General features: G+C 43.6%; 21 protein-coding genes. 18 read left to right on the forward strand and 3 right to left on the reverse strand.

Going from position 1 to position 18,086, the window contains the following annotated elements; genetic code table 11:
• Positions 1–8: 8 nt before the first annotated feature.
• Entirely contained in the window at positions 9–1,943 is a 1,935-nt protein-coding gene (locus M1F05_RS01635) for an ABC transporter ATP-binding protein (RefSeq protein ID WP_206084811.1), read from the reverse strand.
• Between the two features lie 222 nt (positions 1,944–2,165).
• On the opposite strand from M1F05_RS01635, the gene kefG reads away from it, so the two are divergent.
• From kefG to slyD, 4 genes are all read left to right on the forward strand, one after another.
• The gene (gene kefG / locus M1F05_RS01640; RefSeq protein WP_206084810.1) at positions 2,166–2,720 is read left to right on the forward strand and encodes a glutathione-regulated potassium-efflux system ancillary protein KefG; all 555 of its coding nucleotides are present in this window, start codon (positions 2,166–2,168) and stop codon (positions 2,718–2,720) included.
• Positions 2,720–4,528, forward strand: a complete 1,809-nt coding sequence (gene kefB / locus M1F05_RS01645) for a glutathione-regulated potassium-efflux system protein KefB (RefSeq protein WP_206084809.1) — start codon at positions 2,720–2,722, stop codon at positions 4,526–4,528. The genes kefG and kefB overlap by 1 nt, the downstream gene beginning before the upstream one ends.
• A 9-nt stretch (positions 4,529–4,537) precedes the next feature.
• On the forward strand, positions 4,538–4,741 hold the full coding sequence (locus M1F05_RS01650; protein WP_206084808.1) for a YheV family putative zinc ribbon protein: 204 nt from the start codon (positions 4,538–4,540) through the stop codon (positions 4,739–4,741).
• A gap of 87 nt (positions 4,742–4,828) precedes the next feature.
• Positions 4,829–5,434: a peptidylprolyl isomerase gene (slyD, locus tag M1F05_RS01655; protein WP_206084807.1), complete on the forward strand. Its 606-nt coding sequence runs from the start codon at positions 4,829–4,831 to the stop codon at positions 5,432–5,434.
• Positions 5,435–5,497: 63 nt separating this feature from the next.
• On the opposite strand, the gene M1F05_RS01660 is transcribed toward slyD, so the two are convergent.
• Positions 5,498–5,719 carry a SlyX family protein gene (locus M1F05_RS01660; RefSeq protein WP_206084806.1) on the reverse strand — a complete coding sequence of 74 codons (222 nt, stop codon included), beginning with the start codon at positions 5,717–5,719 and terminating at the stop codon, positions 5,498–5,500.
• Positions 5,720–5,976: 257 nt separating this feature from the next.
• Here M1F05_RS01660 and fkpA point away from each other — a divergent pair, with 257 nt between their 5' ends.
• Entirely contained in the window at positions 5,977–6,720 is a 744-nt protein-coding gene (fkpA, locus tag M1F05_RS01665) for an FKBP-type peptidyl-prolyl cis-trans isomerase (RefSeq protein WP_206084805.1), read from the forward strand.
• Between the two features lie 68 nt (positions 6,721–6,788).
• Here fkpA and M1F05_RS01670 read toward each other — a convergent pair whose 3' ends face one another.
• A complete protein-coding gene (locus M1F05_RS01670; protein WP_206084804.1) occupies positions 6,789–7,088 on the reverse strand; it encodes a colicin Z C-terminal domain-related protein in 300 nt (99 codons plus the stop codon).
• Between the two features lie 944 nt (positions 7,089–8,032).
• On the opposite strand from M1F05_RS01670, the gene M1F05_RS01675 reads away from it, so the two are divergent.
• The 13 genes from M1F05_RS01675 (at position 8,033) to rplJ (ending at position 18,070) form a co-directional block, all read left to right on the forward strand.
• On the forward strand, positions 8,033–8,737 hold the full coding sequence (locus M1F05_RS01675; protein WP_206084803.1) for a transcriptional regulator: 705 nt from the start codon (positions 8,033–8,035) through the stop codon (positions 8,735–8,737).
• Positions 8,734–9,138, forward strand: coding sequence for a sulfurtransferase complex subunit TusD (gene tusD / locus M1F05_RS01680; protein WP_206084802.1), 405 nt, complete (start codon positions 8,734–8,736; stop codon positions 9,136–9,138). Before M1F05_RS01675 ends, tusD begins: the two co-directional genes overlap by 4 nt.
• A 16-nt stretch (positions 9,139–9,154) precedes the next feature.
• Positions 9,155–9,514 (forward strand): sulfurtransferase complex subunit TusC, encoded by a 360-nt coding sequence (gene tusC / locus M1F05_RS01685; protein WP_206084801.1) that lies wholly within the window; start codon positions 9,155–9,157, stop codon positions 9,512–9,514.
• A 57-nt stretch (positions 9,515–9,571) separates the two neighbouring features.
• On the forward strand, positions 9,572–9,859 hold the full coding sequence (gene tusB / locus M1F05_RS01690; protein ID WP_206084800.1) for a sulfurtransferase complex subunit TusB: 288 nt from the start codon (positions 9,572–9,574) through the stop codon (positions 9,857–9,859).
• Positions 9,860–9,995: 136 nt separating this feature from the next.
• Positions 9,996–10,370 carry a 30S ribosomal protein S12 gene (rpsL, locus tag M1F05_RS01695; RefSeq protein WP_004265905.1) on the forward strand — a complete coding sequence of 125 codons (375 nt, stop codon included), beginning with the start codon at positions 9,996–9,998 and terminating at the stop codon, positions 10,368–10,370.
• A gap of 97 nt (positions 10,371–10,467) precedes the next feature.
• Positions 10,468–10,938, forward strand: coding sequence for a 30S ribosomal protein S7 (rpsG, locus tag M1F05_RS01700; protein ID WP_004262486.1), 471 nt, complete (start codon positions 10,468–10,470; stop codon positions 10,936–10,938).
• A gap of 89 nt (positions 10,939–11,027) precedes the next feature.
• On the forward strand, positions 11,028–13,154 hold the full coding sequence (gene fusA, locus M1F05_RS01705; protein WP_206084799.1) for an elongation factor G: 2,127 nt from the start codon (positions 11,028–11,030) through the stop codon (positions 13,152–13,154).
• A 78-nt stretch (positions 13,155–13,232) separates the two neighbouring features.
• Positions 13,233–14,417: an elongation factor Tu gene (tuf, locus tag M1F05_RS01710; protein WP_318825957.1), complete on the forward strand. Its 1,185-nt coding sequence runs from the start codon at positions 13,233–13,235 to the stop codon at positions 14,415–14,417.
• Positions 14,418–15,000: 583 nt separating this feature from the next.
• Positions 15,001–15,387, forward strand: a complete 387-nt coding sequence (gene secE / locus M1F05_RS01715) for a preprotein translocase subunit SecE (RefSeq protein ID WP_004265885.1) — start codon at positions 15,001–15,003, stop codon at positions 15,385–15,387.
• Positions 15,388–15,933: a transcription termination/antitermination protein NusG gene (gene nusG, locus M1F05_RS01720; RefSeq protein WP_004264378.1), complete on the forward strand. Its 546-nt coding sequence runs from the start codon at positions 15,388–15,390 to the stop codon at positions 15,931–15,933.
• A 179-nt stretch (positions 15,934–16,112) separates the two neighbouring features.
• The gene (rplK, locus tag M1F05_RS01725; RefSeq protein ID WP_164456258.1) at positions 16,113–16,541 is read left to right on the forward strand and encodes a 50S ribosomal protein L11; all 429 of its coding nucleotides are present in this window, start codon (positions 16,113–16,115) and stop codon (positions 16,539–16,541) included.
• Between the two features lie 4 nt (positions 16,542–16,545).
• Positions 16,546–17,247 (forward strand): 50S ribosomal protein L1, encoded by a 702-nt coding sequence (rplA, locus tag M1F05_RS01730; RefSeq protein ID WP_206086831.1) that lies wholly within the window; start codon positions 16,546–16,548, stop codon positions 17,245–17,247.
• Between the two features lie 325 nt (positions 17,248–17,572).
• A complete protein-coding gene (rplJ, locus tag M1F05_RS01735; RefSeq protein WP_154626049.1) occupies positions 17,573–18,070 on the forward strand; it encodes a 50S ribosomal protein L10 in 498 nt (165 codons plus the stop codon).
• Positions 18,071–18,086 lie beyond the last annotated feature (16 nt).

Raw genomic sequence — 18,086 nt, forward strand, 5'->3', positions numbered from 1 at the left:
CAGAATAACTAGTTGGCCTCAAACTCACTGGTCATCACTTCCAGTTTTTCTTGTAGCTCCATCCATTCCATTTCAACCGCTTCAAGGGCGGATTTTTGCTCCGTTTGTTTTTTCAAACATTCAGTCAGCTCTGCTTTTTTATCTTGCTCATAAATTGCTGCGTCAGAAAGCTTCGATTCTAACTCGCCCAGTGACCTAGAGTATTTCTCCATCTGCTTTTCCAACTCCGTGATTTTTTTACGGATTGGTTGAGTTAGCTGGCGGAACTCCGCTTCACGACGTTTTTGATCTTTCCTATCTTGCGCGGTGACTGTTGCCGCAGCGGCGGGTTTGTCTTTCTCTTGCTGGTCACGCACTTGCTGCAATTCGAGCTTGTTTTGCTCGGCAAGCCATTGTTGGTAATCTTCTAAATCACCATCAAATTGTTCTACTGCACCGCCGTGAACTAAATACAGCTCATCAGTGGTGGTTCTTAGCAAGTGCCTATCATGGGAAACCACGACTAATGCGCCTTCGAATGCCATCAAGGCTTCGGTGAGGGCTTGGCGCATGTCCAAATCCAAGTGGTTGGTTGGCTCATCGAGTAACAACAGATTTGGGCGTTGCCAGACGATGAGTGCTAGCACCAAACGTGCTTTCTCTCCACCAGAGAAACGGCCGCTAGGGTCTGTCACTTGGTCGCCTTTAAAACCAAAGCCACCTAAATAGTCGCGCAGCTGTTGCTCCGTTTGCTCTGGGGCAAGGCGTGCAAGGTGTTGTAATGGAGATTCTTCAGGGTGCAGGTATTCCAACTGGTGCTGGGCGAAATAACCTAGTTTGATGCCTTTAGCGAGGGAAATTTCACCCTGTAATGGCGGTAAATCACCTGCTAGCATCTTAATTAACGTGGATTTACCCGCGCCATTACGCCCCAGTAACCCAATGCGTGAACCTGGCACTAAGTTCAGCTTAATTGATTGCAAAACGATTTTTTCACCGTAGCCCGCGCTGACTTTTTCCATCTTTAATAATGGATTTGGCAAACTTTCAGGTTTACGGAATGAAAAATGGAATGGGTTATCCACGTGTGCAGGTGCCACCATTTCCATTCTTTCCAACATCTTAATACGGCTTTGTGCTTGCTTTGCTTTGGTTGCTTGCACTCTAAAGCGGTCGATATAGCTTTGTAGGTGTGCGGCCTTAGCCTGTTGACTTTCATACAGCGCTTGTTGTTGGGCCAGTTTTGTTGCGCGCTGGCGTTCAAATGAAGAGTAGTTGCCCGTGTATTCGAACATAGTTTCTTGTTCAATATGCAACACTTTATCAATAATTGGGTCGAGGAAATCCCTATCATGGGAAATCAAGATTAACGTGCCTTGGTAGCTTTTCAGCCATTTTTCCAGCCAAATCACCGCATCTAAATCAAGGTGGTTAGTTGGTTCATCAAGTAGCAACAAATCAGAGCGGCAAAGTAGCGCTTGCGCGAGGTTCAAACGCATCCGCCATCCACCCGAAAATGATTTTACGGGAGAGTCTAATTGCGCTTGGCTGAAACCTAAACCATGAAGCAAACTTGATGCACGCGAACGGATTGTCCACGCATCGATAGCATCTAATTGCCCATGGACGACAGCAATGGCATTACCATCATTTTTTTCATTAGCTTGGGCAAGTTTTTGTTCAAGGGCGCGAAACTCACGGTCACCGTCAATGACATATTCGAGAGCGGGCACATCTAATGCAGGGGTTTCTTGGTTGACCCATGCCATAGACCAGTTGCTTGGAAACGTTGCAGAGCCTGCTTCAGCTTGTAATTCGCCTTTCAATAGCGCAAGCAGCGTCGATTTACCGCAGCCATTTTTACCCACTAAACCAACTTTTTGGCCAGGGTTAATCGTTGCCGTGGCATTGTCCAAAAGAACACGAACGCCTCGACGAATTTGGAGTGAAGAGAAAACAATCATAGCAACCGTCTATTAAAAATATGTTAAATTATCAACGTATATACTCTAAATAATTCACAGTGCAGTTAGGCGACAAGCAAATGAGTCGCGAAGAGCCTACTTAAGTAGGTGACTAGTGCGAATGCGCGTAGTCAACAACACTGCAACGTGAAGTAAGACGAGTATAGCAGGCTGCATGGTAACGGAAAATGTTCCGTCTGACACGCCTTTGAGGAGGGAAAGATGTCAAATATACCAAAAGTGCTGGTGGTCTATGCCCATCCAGACCCTGATGAATCTATCGCCAACAAGGCATTGCTTGATGCGGTGCGTGATTTTGAACATGTTACGGTACATGATTTATACGCGACATACCCCGACTATTTTATTGATGTGACCGCGGAGCAAAAGCTGTTGTGCTTGTATGATGTGATTGTTTTTCAGCACCCGCTCTATACTTATAGTTGCCCCGCATTGTTGAAAGAGTGGTTTGACCGCGTATTAACTCGCCGTTTCGCCACCGATATGGGGTATCAAAAATTAAAAGGCAAATATTGGCGCTCGGTGATTACAACAGGGGAACCTATCCATGCCTACCAACACGATGGGTACAACCGTTACCCTTTAACAGAAATACTTCGTCCATTTGAATTGACCGCATTAATGTGTGATATGCAATGGCTGGAGCCGACTATTATTTATGCGGCACGTCGGCAGCCTAAAGCCCATTTTCAACAGCTTATTGATGACTACCGTCAATGGATACAACAACCGCTGAGTGCGGGAGGGCTTTCCTAATGTCAGATATGGGGCTATTTGAATCTGTTATCATTTTCCTCTGCGCGGGTGTCATCATGGTACCCATTGCCCAGAAAATTCGTTTGGGCGCGGTACTTGGGTATCTATTGGCAGGGATTATGATTGGGCCATTTGTACTTGGCTTTATCCATAATGTTGATGATATTTTGCATTTCTCTGAAATGGGCGTCGTGTTTTTAATGTTCTTAATTGGCTTAGAGTTAAAACCCTCTAAGTTATGGGAGCTGAGGCGTTCGATTTTTGGTGTGGGCACCGTTCAAGTTGTGGTCACCGCAGCAATCATGGCATCACTACTGTTTCTTGCCAAATTTTCATGGCAAGCCGCCATTGTGGGTGGGCTGGGGATGGCAATGTCATCAACAGCGATGGCACTGCAACTGATGAACGAAAAGGGCATGTCCAATAAAGAGAGCGGTCAGCTTGGTTTTTCTGTTTTGCTATTCCAAGATATGGCGGTGATCCCGATTATGGCATTGATCCCCTTATTGGCAGGGGATACGGCAACCAGCGACTGGCAAAAAATTGGCTTAAAAGTTGTTGCTTTTTTTGGGTTATGGGTGGTTGGTCGCTACTTATTACGTCCGATGTTTAGGCTAGCTGCAAAATCGGGTGTGCATGAAATTTTTACCGCCGCTGCACTCTTAGTGGTATTAGGTTCTGCGTTGATTATGGAAAGCCTCGGTTTTTCGATGGCGTTAGGTACCTTTATGGCAGGAGTCATGTTAGCGGAAACAGAATTCCGCCATGAATTGGAAATCAACATTGAGCCATTTAAAGGCTTATTGCTGGGGCTGTTTTTTATCTCTGTAGGGATGTCGCTTAACTTACAAGTATTGTGGACTTATTTACCTCAGGTATTGATTGCTGTGGTGGTCTTAGTGGCAGTAAAAGCATTGGTGCTGTATTTGCTTGGTTTTGCTGCACGGCTGCGTAATGGCGCTCGAGCCCAATTTTCTGGTGTCTTAAGCCAAGGCGGTGAATTTGCCTTCGTTATTTATGCGACGGCTTTTGGGGCAAGTGTCATTGATGAACGCCAAATGGATCTTTTGCTGGTGGTGGTCACACTTTCGATGATGACAACGCCACTTGTGATGCAGCTGATAGATGCTTATTTGAACTACCGATATAATCAGCAACCTGCATCCAGTGAAAAGCCATTTGTGGAAGATAACGACCCACATGTTATTTTGGTGGGCTTTGGCCGTATGGGGCAAGTGGTTGGGCGTTTATTAATGGCCAATAAAGTCAAAATCACGGTACTTGAACAAGATGTGACTGCGATTGGCACAATGCGTCGCTACGGTTATACCGTGTATTACGGTGATGCGCGAGAGCTGCAATTACTGCGTTCAGCGGGGGCTGATAAAGCCAAAGCCATTGTGATCACCAGTGATGTGCCTGAGGAAGTGATGGAAATTGTGCGAATTTGCCAAGAAAACTTTCCTAACTTGCATATTATTGCTCGAGCAAAAGGCCGTCTGGAGGCACATGAATTATTGCACAGTGGCGTGACCGACTTTAGCCGTGAAACATTTTCTAGTGCTTTGGAGCTCGGTAGCAAGGCATTAATTAGTACCGGTATGCATCCACACAAAGCCTACCGGGCAAAACAGCATTTCCGTCGCTTAGATATGCGCATGTTGCGGGACGTCTATCCCGAAAGTGAAAATAGCGATAGCGGGCAAATTTCACGTGTAAAAGAAGCGCGTCGTGAGCTCAATGAGCTATTTGAAAAAGAGATGCAAAGAGAACACCGGCAGCCACATAGCTGGAACAATGAACAATAAGGGTAAGAAATGGCTTCAACACGTAAGCGTTTTATTGCAGGCGCGACCTGCCCGAAATGCCAATCACAAGATACGTTGATGATGTGGCGTGAAGATAAAATTGATGTGGTGGAGTGCGTCAACTGTGGCGACCAACAACGCCAAGCGGGGGAGGTTGCCACCGAGCACGTAAGGCAAAAAGAGCAGGTGATTGGTATTTTTACACCTGAATAAGAGAAATTTGTCAATTCTCAATACATCATCATTGTTTTTCGGTACAATTGGCAAAAAATTTTCCCCTTACGGGTAGTAGGAGATGTCATGAAAGTAGCAAAAGACTTGGTGGTCAGCTTGGCTTATCAAGTAAGAACAGAAGACGGTGTTTTAGTTGATGAGTCCCCGGCAAGCGCGCCACTGGACTATTTGCACGGCCGTGGTTCTTTAATTTCTGGTCTAGAAAAAGCGTTAGAAGGCCGTTCTGTTGGTGAAAACTTCGATGTTGAAGTGGCTTCTGACGATGCATACGGTCAATACGATGACAACTTAGTTCAACGCGTTCCTAAAGATGTCTTTATGGGTGTTGATGAGCTGGAAGTTGGCATGCGTTTCTTAGCTGACACTGACATGGGCCCAGTTCCTGTCGAAATCACAGGGATTGAAGGCGACGAAGTTATCGTTGACGGTAACCACATGTTAGCAGGTCAAAACCTGAAATTTAATGTTGAAGTCATGGGCATCCGTGAAGCAACAGAAGAAGAAATCGCACATGGTCACGTTCATGGCGCAGATGGTCACGACCATGACCACGACCACGAAGGTGGTTGCTGTGGCGGTGGCGGTCATAGCCACGGTTCAGAAGGCGGTTGTTGTGGTGGTGGCGAAGGCCACGGCCATGGTCACAAACAAGGTGGCTGCGGTTGCCACTAATACGCTGTATTAGTGTTTGTTTTAGAATAAAAAAGGAAGCGAAAGCTTCCTTTTTTGTCGCTATCAATAATGTGGCGGCGGTGTTTCTTCTTCTGGTCGCGCCAAATGGGAATCTTGCGACGATTTCAGCCTTTCCGTGACGATGCGTAAATGTTCCTGCATCCGCGTCAACTGCATTTGCTGGTCAGTAATCACTTGATTTAGCTGTTCGATAGCTAATTCTTGGAAAGCCACTTTGCTTTCTAAAAGTTCTAAACGTTGTTCGAATGAATGAGATGAGTCCATTTTCGACTCTCCTTAGGCGTTTTCATCATAATCAAACCATCATAATAACCGAACATTACAAATCAACAGATAAGTTTTAGTTAAACATATAGGCGATGAAACCTCTTTTTGTTAATGTTGTCTGAAGAAATGATTATACTGTTTCTATCACAAATAAATAATGAGACCCAAAGCACTAGGGGCATTATCATAAAATGAATGGTTAACATTGGGTTTACTATTCAAATAGGTTCGCATTAAAATCATCGGAGATTAGGATGAAATCACTGTTTAAGGCAAGTCTTCTGGCAACAACGTTGGCACTTACTTTCACTGCTCCGCAAGTTATGGCAGCGGAAGCCAAAGCACAAAGTAGCGCATTTAAAAATGCTGAAGAGCGTAATGCTTATGCACTGGGCGCTTCTTTAGGTCGCTACATGCAGAATTCATTAGAAGAACAAAAAACTATTGGTATTAACTTGGATAACGCACAACTGTTGGCGGGTGTTCAAGATGCATTCAATGGTAAAAGCAAAATGACCGATGCAGAAGTTGAAGAAACCCTGCGTCAGTTCGAAGGGCAAGTTAAAGCAGCTGCCGATAAAAAAATGAAAGACGAATCAGCCAGTAATGAGAAAAAAGGCGCTGAATTCCGTGAAAAATACGCTAAAGAAAAAGGCGTAGTGAAAACCAAATCTGGCTTACTGTACAAAATTGAAAAAGACGGTACAGGCGCTAAACCTAAAGCAGATGAAACCGTTGTCGTTCATTACAAAGGCTCTCTGATTGATGGTACTGAATTTGATAGCTCTTACTCACGTAACGAGCCACTGACTATCCCATTAAACTCAGTCATTAAAGGCTGGACTGAAGGTTTAGTCAACCTGAAAAAAGGCGGCAAAATGCAGTTAGTGATCCCCGCTGATTTAGCGTATGGCGAAAACGGCGTTCCGGGTATCCCAGCTAACTCAACTTTAGTTTTTGATGTTGAATTATTAGATATCAAACCAGCGGCTAAATAAAATAGATTTTAGTTGTCATCAAGCCCGAGGCATTTGTCTTGGGCTTTTTTGTTTATATGTATTCTTCATCAATTAGGTACAGTTACGACAATCGTTGAACCAAGAGGTGCATATCCTCTTAACCGAATATAATCACTCCCAGCGCCATCGCCTTCAATTGTGTGGTTTCCTGGGCCTAGTGTTTGCACTGTGGAGGTATTAGGGCCATTCATAAACTTAATTTGCACATCAAAAGGCCCCATTGTTAAAGGATCTCTAAAATCATATGAGACAGTGTATTTATATTTGCCAATGTAAGATTGAATCGGGTACCAATTAGACCATTTGCCAAATTGAGCGAAAATTAAGATATCTTTGTTTCCTGCCATGAAAGTTCCTTATTTAAAAATAAAGAAAATGCAGTGGATAATACGGTTAAAAATATAAACGTTTTAGGTGAATTTCTAATGATATGGAAAGGCGTAAAATATGAAATATCAATATTTGATAAATAGAAAACAAAAAGGTTAATCACATCAACGATTAATGTTAATGAAATGGCTAACACAAAAATACGTTTAAATATGGATTTAATATGTAATGAATAATTTAGCACAGAGGTAAGTAGCAGTGAGCGCATTACCATAATCAGTAAGGTAAAGACGATTGAATAGATAGTCAGCTTATCAACATGTATTGTGACAACACCAGTGATGAGCAGTAATAAGTCGTATATTTCACTAAATGAAACTATTAGGAAGTAAATAATTAGCATGTAGATTTTTCGTTTAATCAAAATAAACCTCATTAATTAATTTGGCATGTGGATAGAATTACATCATTATTAAGTTTGAATAATTGAATATAATATTTTAATACTATTCTGGCCAAATAAAATGGTAAGGAATTATAATTTTATAGTTTTAATTATGGTTTCGATTTAAATGTATTATTAATGAAAACTCATTAAAGAGAATGGAAAATTTATATTTACCAGCAAGTAAGTTGTTTTTTTCGTTATAAATTATGCGGAATCAAGGCTTATGATCCAGTTTTAGATAAGTCACTGCCTGGCGTGGCAACAACGTCTAACCGTGGTGAATTTTTGGCAAAAAAATCCCCAAATTGTTTAAAACTTGTGATAAAACAGACTGTCTTGCATTCATTCGCTTGACGGCGACGTCTTGGAGTTTTAACTTCAGAAGACTCTATTTTATTATTTATCATCACAATTGTTGATTATACGCGGTGCAATAAAGGCAAATTAGTCGAATAATGAATGCCTTATTAGTCAACTGGATGAAATGTTTACATTAGAAGGATGATGTTGAAAATGTCAGATTCTTTACAGTCACACGACCTCAGCGATATTAATATACTGGATAACCAGCCTTTTGCTGAAACCGACCACGAAATCTTAAAATCATATGAAGCGGCGGTTGATGGCTTAGCAATGCTAATTGGTGGGCACTGTGAAATCGTTCTTCACTCATTGGAAGACCTGAATTGTTCTGCGGTGAGGATTGCTAACGGCCAGCACACAGGGCGTAAAATTGGCTCTCCAATTACTGACCTTGCGCTGCGTATGCTGCACGATATGGCAGATGAAGAATCTAGCGTCTCTAAAGCTTACTTTACTAAAGCGAAAAGCGGCGACTTAATGAAATCAGTGACGATTGCGATTCGCAACCGTAAGCAGCGTGTCATTGGTTTGTTGTGCATCAATATGAACTTAGATGTGCCTTTCTCAGAAATTATTCAATCGTTTGTTCCAGAAACAAAACAAGAAGTGACTTCAGATGTAAACTTTGCTTCATCCGTTGATGATTTAGTTGCTCAAACATTAGAATACACCATTGAAGAAGTGGGCGCAGACCGTAACGTATCGAATAATGCGAAGAACAAACAAGTGGTTCTGAATTTGTATGAAAAAGGTATTTTCGATATCAAAGATGCGATTAACCAAGTTGCAGATCGCTTAAATATCTCAAAACACACCGTTTATTTGTACATTCGTCAGTTTAAGAGTGGTGAATGAGTCACGCTAATCCATTAACGTACTGCATCTTGGTGACGGGCCCAGCATATGGGACGCAACAAGCTGCAAGTGCGTATCAATTTGCCAAAGCCCTTCTCGAAGAAGGGCACACGTTAAAAACCATATTTTTTTATCGTGAAGGCGTGCTGAACGCAAACTTACTCACATCCCCCGCAACGGACGAGTTCGATTTACTCACGGCTTGGCAGCAATTGGCAAAAGACGCTGGTTGTGAGATGCATATTTGTGTTTCTGCGGCGTTACGGCGTGGTGTAGTTGATCAAGAACAGGCTCAAAACTTATCATTACCAGTCAATAATTTAGCGAGTGGGTTTATGATGAGTGGGTTAGGTAGCTTAGCGGAAGCCATGATGACAGCAGATAGAACCCTTCAATTTTAAGAAAGTAAGGTATCCCGTGAAAAAAATTGCCTTCGTTTTTACGACAATGCCCCATGGAAATGCAAGTGGGCGAGAAGGGTTGGATGCCTTGCTGGCAACATCTGCATTAACGGATGAAATTGAGGTATTTTTTATTGCTGATGGCGTCTTTCAACTGCGAGTAAACCAACAACCTAAAGCCATTCTTGCGCGGGACTATATCGCAACATTTAAAATATTACCGCTATATGACATTGAAAATATTTATCTTTGTCGGGAATCCCTTCGGGAACGTGGGTTACCTGAAAACGGTGAGTATGTTGTTACGCCTAAAATCCTCAACCCATGTGAAATTCAGCTAAAATTAGCCGCTTGCGATGTGGTGTTGAAATTTTAATCGATTGTTCGTATTTTAAGCTTGGGTTGCGTTTTGATCTATAGTAGGATCGTTTCTATGCTTTATACATTAGCAACATCTCCGTTTAACTGTGATTTTTCGGCTATACTTCGCCTAATGACAGATAAAGACGCGGTTTTATTGATGCAAGATGGCGTGGCTACTGCAATATCACAGTCACCTTTCCTTGATGCATTACAAAAAACGGGGGCACAATTATATGCCTTGGATGTCGATATTAACGCTCGAGGGTTGCAAAATACCCTATCACCCGCCGTTTCTGTGATCACATATCAAGGTTTTGTGAAGCTAACAGAAGTCCAAAAACAACATTTTGCCCTATAAAGGCACTAAAAGTTGTATATTTCTTGACACCTGACTCAGTCGGCAATAAAATTTCGCGTCCTCGTGTATCGTCATGTTGGCGAACGAGGTCAAAATCCGTGTTTACGAAGCAAAAAAACCAGGAGCTTTTTTAATAATGGCAACTATTAATCAGCTGGTACGCAAATCTCGTAGCTCGAAAGTTGTGAAAAGCAACGTTCCAGCACTGGAAGCTTGCCCGCAAAAACGTGGCGTATGTACTCGTGTATATACTACCACTCCTAAAAAACCAAACTCAGCATTACGTAAAGTATGCCGTGTTCGTTTAACTAATGGTTTCGAAGTATCTTCCTACATCGGTGGTGAAGGCCACAACTTGCAGGAACACTCCGTAATCCTTATCCGTGGCGGTCGTGTTAAAGACTTGCCAGGTGTGCGTTATCACACCGTTCGCGGCGCACTGGACTGTTCTGGTGTTAAAGACCGTAAGCAAGCTCGTTCTAAATACGGCGCGAAAAAACCTAAGGCTTAATGGATTACCGTTAAGTAAGGCCAAACATTTTAATCTTAATGTCAAAATACTCTCGTAGAGTTTTGGACAAACCTGAATTAACAACGGAGTCATATCCATGCCACGTCGTCGCGTAATAGGTCAACGTAAAATTCTTCCAGATCCTAAGTTCGGATCAGAATTACTGGCCAAGTTTGTAAATATCCTGATGGTAGACGGGAAAAAATCTACTGCTGAAGCAATCGTATATAACGCACTTGAAACCCTTGCTCAGCGTTCTGGTAAAACTGAACTTGATGCATTCGAATTAGCACTGGATAACGTGCGTCCGACTGTGGAAGTTAAATCCCGCCGTGTTGGTGGTTCAACTTACCAAGTTCCAGTTGAAGTTCGCCCGGTTCGTCGTAATGCCCTGGCAATGCGTTGGATCGTTGATGCTGCTCGTAAACGCGGTGATAAATCTATGGCACTTCGCCTGGCAAATGAATTATCAGACGCTGCTGAGAACAAAGGTTCCGCTGTTAAGAAACGTGAAGACGTTCACCGTATGGCAGAAGCTAACAAGGCGTTCGCACACTACCGTTGGTAATAATTTCTTACCTACATTAGTGATGTATCTCAGGGTAGCCATTTGCTACCCTTTATATGAAGCATTGAACGCCCACGAGAGAGGAAAAAATGGCCCGTCAAACGCCCATAGCACGTTATCGTAATATCGGTATCAGTGCACACATCGACGCCGGTAAAACCACAACTTCTGAACGTATTCTGTTCTATACTGGTGTAAACCATAAAATTGGTGAAACTCACGAAGGTTCTGCAACAATGGACTGGATGGAGCAGGAGCAAGAGCGTGGTATTACTATCACATCTGCAGCGACTACTGCATTCTGGTCTGGTATGGCAAAACAGTATGAGCCACACCGTATCAACATCATCGACACCCCGGGACACGTTGACTTCACAATCGAAGTAGAACGTTCTATGCGTGTTCTTGATGGCGCAGTAATGGTTTACTGTGCAGTTGGTGGTGTTCAGCCACAGTCTGAAACTGTATGGCGTCAGGCTAACAAATATAAAGTTCCACGTATCGCGTTCGTTAACAAAATGGACCGTATGGGTGCGAACTTCTTACGTGTTGTTGAGCAATTAAAAACACGTTTAGCAGCTAACGCAGTTCCACTGCAATTACCAGTCGGCGCAGAAGAAGCGTTCACAGGTGTTGTTGACTTGCTGAAAATGAAAGCAATTAAGTGGAGCGATGAAGACCAGGGCGTTACCTTCGAATACGAAGATATCCCTGCGAGCATGCAAGAAGCAGCTGAAGAGTGGCACAACAACCTGATCGAAACCGCAGCAGAAGCATCAGAAGAACTGATGGAAAAATATCTGGGCGGTGAAGAACTGACTGAAGCAGAAATTAAAGCTGCATTACGTCAACGTGTTCTTGCAAGCGAAATTATCCTGGTTACCTGTGGTTCTGCATTTAAGAACAAAGGTGTTCAGGCGATGCTGGATGCAGTGGTTGATTACTTACCTGCGCCAACAGATGTACCTGCAATCAATGGTATTCTGGATGACGGTAAAGACACACCTGCAGAGCGTCACGCAAGTGATGATGAGCCATTCTCATCATTAGCATTTAAAATTGCAACTGACCCATTCGTTGGTAACTTAACGTTCTTCCGTGTTTACTCTGGTGTTGTTAACTCAGGTGACACAGTTCTGAACGCAGTGAAATCGAAAAAAGAACGTTTTGGCCGTATCGTTCAGATGCACGCTAACAAACGTGAAGAGATCAAAGAAGTTCGCGCTGGTGACATCGCGGCGGCAATCGGTCTGAAAGACGTAACTACAGGTGATACTTTATGTGCAGTTGATGCGCCAATCATCCTGGAGCGTATGGAATTCCCAGAGCCAGTAATCTCTGTTGCAATCGAACCAAAAACTAAAGCTGACCAAGAAAAAATGGGTATCGCATTAGGCCGTCTGGCTCAAGAAGACCCATCATTCCGCGTATCAAGTGATGAAGAGACTAATCAGACTATCATCGCTGGTATGGGTGAATTGCACTTGGACGTTCTGGTTGACCGTATGCGTCGTGAATTTAAAGTTGAAGCGAACGTTGGTAAACCTCAAGTTGCTTACCGTGAAGCAATCACTGCTAAAGTGACTGACATCGAAGGTAAACACGCGAAACAGTCTGGTGGTCGTGGTCAGTACGGTCATGTCGTTATCGATATGTTCCCACTGAACAAAAACGATAAAGACGGTCTGCCAATGGACTACGAATTTGTCAACGAAATCAAGGGTGGTGTAATTCCAACTGAATACATCCCTGCGGTTGATAAAGGTATCCAAGAGCAGCTGAAATCTGGCCCATTAGCTGGCTACCCTGTTGTTAACATGGGTGTTCGTCTGCATTTCGGTTCTTACCATGATGTTGACTCCTCTGAACTGGCGTTTAAACTTGCGGCTTCAATCGCGTTTAAAGATGGCTTCAAAAAAGCTAAACCTGTTCTGCTTGAGCCAATCATGAAAGTCGAAGTGGAAACACCAGAAGACTACATGGGTGATGTTATTGGTGACCTGAACCGTCGTCGTGGTATGATTGAAGGTATGGATGACCTGCCTACTGGTAAAGTCGTTCGTGCACAAGTACCATTGTCCGAAATGTTCGGTTATGCTACTGACCTGCGTTCTCAGACACAAGGTCGTGCTTCATACTCTATGGAGTTCCTGAAGTACAATGAAGCACCAAACAACGTTGCACAGGCTGTTATCGAAGCTCGTAACGCTAAATAATCGATTTTAAATCGGTTAACTACTTTAATTTAAGTTCCTTCTTTATCGTGAAGAGGGAACTCCATAAGGAATAGAGTCGTGTCTAAAGAAAAATTTGAACGTTCAAAACCGCACGTTAACGTTGGTACTATCGGCCACGTTGACCACGGTAAAACTACTCTGACAGCAGCTATCACTACTGTTCTGGCAAAAACTTACGGCGGTTCTGCTCGTGCATTCGACCAAATCGATAACGCACCAGAAGAAAAAGCGCGTGGTATCACCATCTCTACTTCTCACGTAGAGTACGATACGCCAACTCGCCACTACGCACACGTAGACTGCCCAGGACACGCCGACTATGTTAAAAACATGATCACAGGTGCTGCACAGATGGACGGTGCAATCCTGGTTGTTGCTGCGACTGATGGCCCAATGCCACAAACTCGTGAGCACATCCTGTTAGGTCGTCAGGTTGGCGTTCCTTACATCATCGTGTTCCTGAACAAATGTGACATGGTTGATGACGAAGAACTGTTAGAATTAGTTGAAATGGAAGTTCGTGAGTTACTGTCTCAGTACGACTTCCCAGGCGACGACACTCCAGTTGTTCGTGGTTCAGCACTGAAAGCGCTGGAAGGCGAAGCTGAGTGGGAAGCGAAAATTGTTGAATTAGCAGGTTACCTGGATTCTTACATCCCAGAACCAGAGCGTGCAATTGACCGTCCATTCCTGCTGCCAATTGAAGACGTATTCTCAATCTCAGGTCGTGGTACAGTAGTAACAGGCCGTGTTGAGCGTGGTATCATCAAAGTTGGTGAAGAAGTTGAAATCGTTGGTATCAAAGAGACTGCGAAAACAACTTGTACTGGTGTTGAAATGTTCCGTAAACTTCTTGACGAAGGCCGTGCGGGTGAGAACGTTGGTGTTCTGCTGCGTGGTACTAAGCGTGAAGAAATCGAACGTGGTCAAGTACTTGCTAAACCAGGTTCAATCAAGCCACACACTAAATTTGAATCAGAAGTTTATATTCTGAGCAAAGATGAAGGTGGTCGTCACACTCCATTCTTCAAAGGTTACCGTCCACAGTTCTACTTCCGTACAACTGACGTAACAGGTACTATCGAACTGCCAGAAGGCGTAGAGATGGTAATGCCAGGTGATAACATCAACATGATCGTTACCCTGATCCACCCAATCGCGATGGACGACGGTTTACGTTTCGCAATCCGTGAAGGTGGCCGTACTGTAGGTGCGGGTGTTGTTGCAAAAATCATTGCATAATACCGCTCTTTCTGAATAAGAAAGAACTACTTAGTAAAAAGGGCGTCTTATAGACGTCCTTTTTATACGTTGCAAAATTAAGAACCTATCTCATCAATCATTTCTAAATAATTATTGGTGAGATAGGCTCTGAAACAACGAATTAATAATTGCGTTGGTTCCTTTGCGCAGTTATATGAGATTTATTAAGGTTTTGCTCCGAAGATATGGTATATTTTACCGCTGCCACAAAAAGAACCTGGTTTTTCCTATTGGTGTGGCTGAAAATTTACTGAGCATGCTGAAAATCCTGCAAAATGGATAGCACTTGTGAAATGGAAAGTACTGACGAACGAATAGTACTTGCGAAATAGAATGTGGCTGCAATGGGCTGTATTTGCAGAACGAATAGCGCTAATTACCTCCATTAACAAGGCTAATTGTTTTAACTCGCGGGTGATGTTATTGATATCCCTATCAAATTTTGCAGGCTTAGTTTGTAGTAATTGAGGGATATGTTGGCATATTCTATTGGTTTGGCTTGATTGTTTTACCTTTGTAAGCAAACAGGCTTTGTACATACTTCATGGTAACAGGTTGAATTATGAGTGCGAATAGCGAAGCTCAAGGAAGTGGACGCAGTGCAGACATTTTCAAATGGGTGATTGTCTGTGCCCTATTAATAATTGCAATTGTTGGCAACTATTACTTCCGTCAATATAATCTCGCGCTGCGTGCTTTTGCAGTTGTGGCTGTGGTCGCTATTGCAGGTGCTGTCGCTTTATGGACAACAAAAGGTAAAGCAACACTGGCGTTTGCACGCGAAGCTCGTGTCGAGATGAGAAAAGTCATTTGGCCTACTCGCCAGGAAACATTACAAACTACTTTAATTGTTGCCGCAGTAACGGCTGTAATGTCATTAATACTGTGGGGATTAGATGGTATCCTGGTGCGTTTAGTTTCATTTATTACAAGCCTGAGGTTATTCTAAATGTCCGATTCACCTAAAAAGCGCTGGTATGTCATTCAGGCATTCTCTGGTTTTGAAGGTCGCGTAGCACAATCTTTACGTGAACATATCAAATTACATGCTATGGAAGATTCTTTTGGCGAAGTTATGGTTCCAACAGAAGAAGTTGTTGAAATCCGTAGCGGTCAGCGCCGTAAGAGTGAACGTAAATTCTTCCCAGGCTATGTCTTAGTCCAAATGGTCATGAATGATGACTCTTGGCACTTAGTACGTAGTGTACCTCGTGTAATGGGGTTCATTGGTGGGACTTCAGACCGTCCAGCACCAATTAGCGATAAAGAAGTTGATGCTATTATGAACCGCTTACAACAAGTTGGTGATAAACCACGTCCGAAAACATTGTTTGAACCAGGTGAAATGGTTCGCGTTAGCGAAGGTCCATTTGCTGACTTTAACGGTGTTGTTGAAGAAATCGACTATGAAAAGAGCCGCTTAAAAGTCTCTGTTTCTATTTTCGGTCGTGCAACTCCTGTCGAATTGGATTTTGGCCAAGTCGAAAAAGCCTAATCTAAACGACAAAACTGACTTGCAAAAGGCGTGAAATTTGACTACAATTTCGCGCCTTTTGTTTTTATGCTTTGCCAGTTTTGCTTCTTAATTGAGCTTATATTATAGGCAGGGCATGTTTAATGTAACGGGGAGCCTTACGAACGTTAAGGCGTTATCACCCATCTAGAGGAAATATCATGGCTAAGAAAGTTCAAGCCTACGTTAAGCTGCAAGTTGCAGCTGGTATGGCGAACCCAAGTCCACCAGTTGGTCCAGCTCTGGGTCAACAAGGTGTTAACATCATGGAATTCTGTAAAGCGTTCAACGCAAAAACAGACAGCCTGGAAAAAGGTTTACCAATTCCTGTTGTTATTACTGTTTACGCAGACCGTTCTTTCACTTTCGTTACCAAAACTCCACCTGCAGCAGTTCTGCTGAAAAAAGCAGCTGGCGTTAAGTCTGGTTCAGGCAAGCCTAACAAAGAGAAAGTTGGTAAAGTGACCTCTGCTCAGATTCGCGAAATCGCTGAAACTAAAGCTGCGGACATGACTGGTGCTGATGTTGACGCAATGATGCGTTCAATCGAAGGTACTGCTCGTTCCATGGGCCTGGTTGTGGAGGACTAAGACAATGGCTAAACTGACTAAGCGCATGCGCAATATCCGTGAAAAAGTTGATGCTACTAAACAGTATGACATCGCTGAAGCCGTTGCACTGCTGAAAGAATTAGCGACTGCTAAATTCGTTGAAAGCGTTGACGTTGCTGTTAACCTGGGCATCGATGCTCGTAAATCTGACCAGAACGTTCGCGGTGCAACTGTACTGCCACACGGTACTGGCCGTTCAGTTCGCGTTGCTGTGTTCGCACAAGGCGCAAATGCTGAAGCTGCTAAAGCTGCTGGCGCTGAACTGGTTGGTATGGAAGATCTGGCTGATAAAATCAAAGCTGGCGAAATGGACTTTGACGTTGTTATTGCTTCTCCAGATGCAATGCGCGTTGTTGGCCAATTAGGTCAAGTTTTAGGCCCACGTGGTCTGATGCCAAACCCGAAAGTAGGTACTGTAACGCCTAACGTTGCTGAAGCGGTTAATAACGCTAAAGCAGGTCAGGTTCGCTACCGTAACGACAAAAACGGAATCATCCACACCACTATCGGTAAAGTTGATTTCGACGCTGACAAACTGAAAGAAAACTTAGAAGCACTGCTGATCGCGCTGAAAAAAGCAAAACCAGCTTCTGCTAAAGGTGTTTTCATCAAGAAAGTTAGCCTGTCTACCACTATGGGTGCAGGTGTTGCTGTTGACCAAGCAGGTCTGTCAGCGACAGTTTAATTGCTATAGCTTCGGCTAATGAGTAATTAGGCTTTACCTTTGCGTCGATTTTGTATAAAATTTGACGCCTTGAGTTTGTTGGGTATAGAAATGTATCCAACAAACCACAAATTTCGGTATGGAGTCTGGCCTTTCCAGACCCCGTCCAAGACCGCAGGTGTGCTATTTATAGTCACTTAATTTACCTGCGTAGACGGTGACAGAGATACCTAGAATTTTATTCTGGATTCTATTCTGCTCACCGTGTTTTAGCGCTCAAATACATGTTGTATTCGAGTGATGTGAGTCCCGGGGGTTTCCCGGTTAATCCAGGAGCAAGAAGCTAATGGCACTAAATCTTCAAGACAAACAAGCGATTGTTGCTGAAGTCAGCGAAGTAGCCAAAGGCGCGCTTTCTGCAGTTGTTGCTGATTCACGCGGCGTAACTGTAGCAAAAATGACTGAACTGCGTAAAGCAGGTCGCGAAGCTGGCGTTTATATCCGTGTTGTTCGTAACACACTGATTCGCCGTGCTGTTGAAGGTACTTCTTATGATGTACTGAAAGACGCGTTTGTTGGTCCAACCTTAATTGCTTTCTCTAACGAACACCCGGGCGCTGGCGCTCGTCTGTTCAAAGAGTTCGCGAAAGCGAATCCAGCATTTGAGATTAAAGCTGCGGCCTTTGAAGGTGAGTTAATCCAAGCGAAAGATATCGATCGTCTGGCAACTCTCCCAACTTACGATGAAGCAATCGCACGCCTGATGGCAACCATGAAAGAAGCCGCTGCCGGCAAATTGGTTCGTACTCTGGCTGCTCTGCGCGATCAGAAAGAAGCTGCATAAGCCCTTTCCTTCGTTG

The organism is Providencia sp. PROV252, assembly GCF_033676005.1.
Taxonomy (GTDB): Bacteria; Pseudomonadota; Gammaproteobacteria; order Enterobacterales; family Enterobacteriaceae; genus Providencia; species Providencia vermicola.